This window comes from Mycobacterium sp. E136 (assembly GCF_001666865.1).
Lineage (GTDB): Bacteria > Actinomycetota > Actinomycetes > Mycobacteriales > Mycobacteriaceae > Mycobacterium.
Genome location: NZ_LZJE01000275.1, coordinates 1 through 1,274, shown reverse-complemented (window position 1 = coordinate 1,274; position 1,274 = coordinate 1). Strand labels below are relative to the sequence as shown.

The following is a 1,274-nucleotide window of genomic DNA, read 5'->3' as shown; positions in this document are numbered from 1 at the left end:
TGGTGGCGTGTTTGTTCGTCGGCGTGTAGGCGGTTGTAGACGACTCGTGCCAGGCGTCGTTTGAGGCAGCGCAGGGCTTCTTTGGTGGAGTCGCCTTCGGCGAGTTTCCTGTGGTAGTAGGCGTGTCCAGGAGTGCCGGCGAGGCGGATCTGGGTCAGTGCGATGCGGTGCAGGGCGGCGTTGAGTTGTCGGTTGCCGGCGCGGCTGAGGCGCACGCGTCCGGCGGTGTTGCCTGACCAGACTGGGATGGGGGCGGTACCGCTGTGGCAGGCGAAGGCGGCTTCGCTTTTGAATCGGGCAATGCCGGCGGTTTCGCCGACGAGTTTGGCCGCGGTGAGCTCGCCGCAGCCCGGCAATGTCAGCAGTTGGGGAGATACTGCCTGCACGGCGTGGCTGATGCGGGTGTCGAGGGCTTTGATGGCCAGGGTGAGTCGGATGATGTCGCCTAGTTCGTCGGTGGCCAACTCGGCCAGTAGCCCGTCTTGGGTGGCCAACCATGCGGCCAGGGTGGTCTGGGTTTTGGCCCGGTCCAGTGATCCCTTCTTCGGCGCCTGGGCCGGGTCGAGTTCGTGGATGCGGCCCAGGAGTCTGTTGATGGTGGCAGTGCGTTGTCCCACAAGGTCTTCGCGTCGATCGACCAGTAGCTTGAGTTCGCGCGAAACCTCGTCGTGTGCCGCTACCGGCAGATCGCGATGGCGAAGGACCGCGCGAGCCACCGCCAGGGCGTCGATCGGATCAGATTTACCGTAAGTATGTGCCCCGCTGCGTTCGTGGGCCATCAATTTCGGTGCCACTCGCACCACCATCTGTCCCGCCGATAACAGGTCGCGCTCTAGTCGCGCCGAAAGATTGCGGCAATCTTCGATACCCCACAGTAAATCCTCGCCGAAGGTGGTCTTGGCCCAGGCCAACGCGGCTAGATGCCCTTGTGTCGTTGCGGGGACGACTTTCTCTCCGGCCTTGCGGCCACCTTCGTCGACAGCGACGAACGTGTGGCTGCGCTTGTGTACATCGGCGCCAAGAACGACCATGGACGGTGCCTTCTTTCATCGTGATGGGTGAGTAGAAGGTTGGGCCGACCGGTTGGACACATCTCAGTGGGGGCGATGCCACGCTCCTATCAAGTCACGCCGGTCGGTCCTTCCCATCCGGTGTCGGCAGAATGCTCGAATGCCAACCCCGAAAGGTGGCAGTGCGTGTCAGAGCCAAACACCAGATGAGAACAACCCAACCACCGCAAAGCGGCAATCACCACAGTGACACTGAGTGCGTGT

General features: G+C 62.7%; 1 protein-coding gene. It reads right to left on the bottom strand.

What is annotated here, in order from left to right:
- The coding region (locus A5698_RS18270; protein WP_068299822.1) for an IS110 family RNA-guided transposase at positions 1-1,031 on the bottom strand (1,031 nt) is incomplete at its 3' end.
- Between the last annotated feature and the right edge of the window lie 243 nt (positions 1,032-1,274).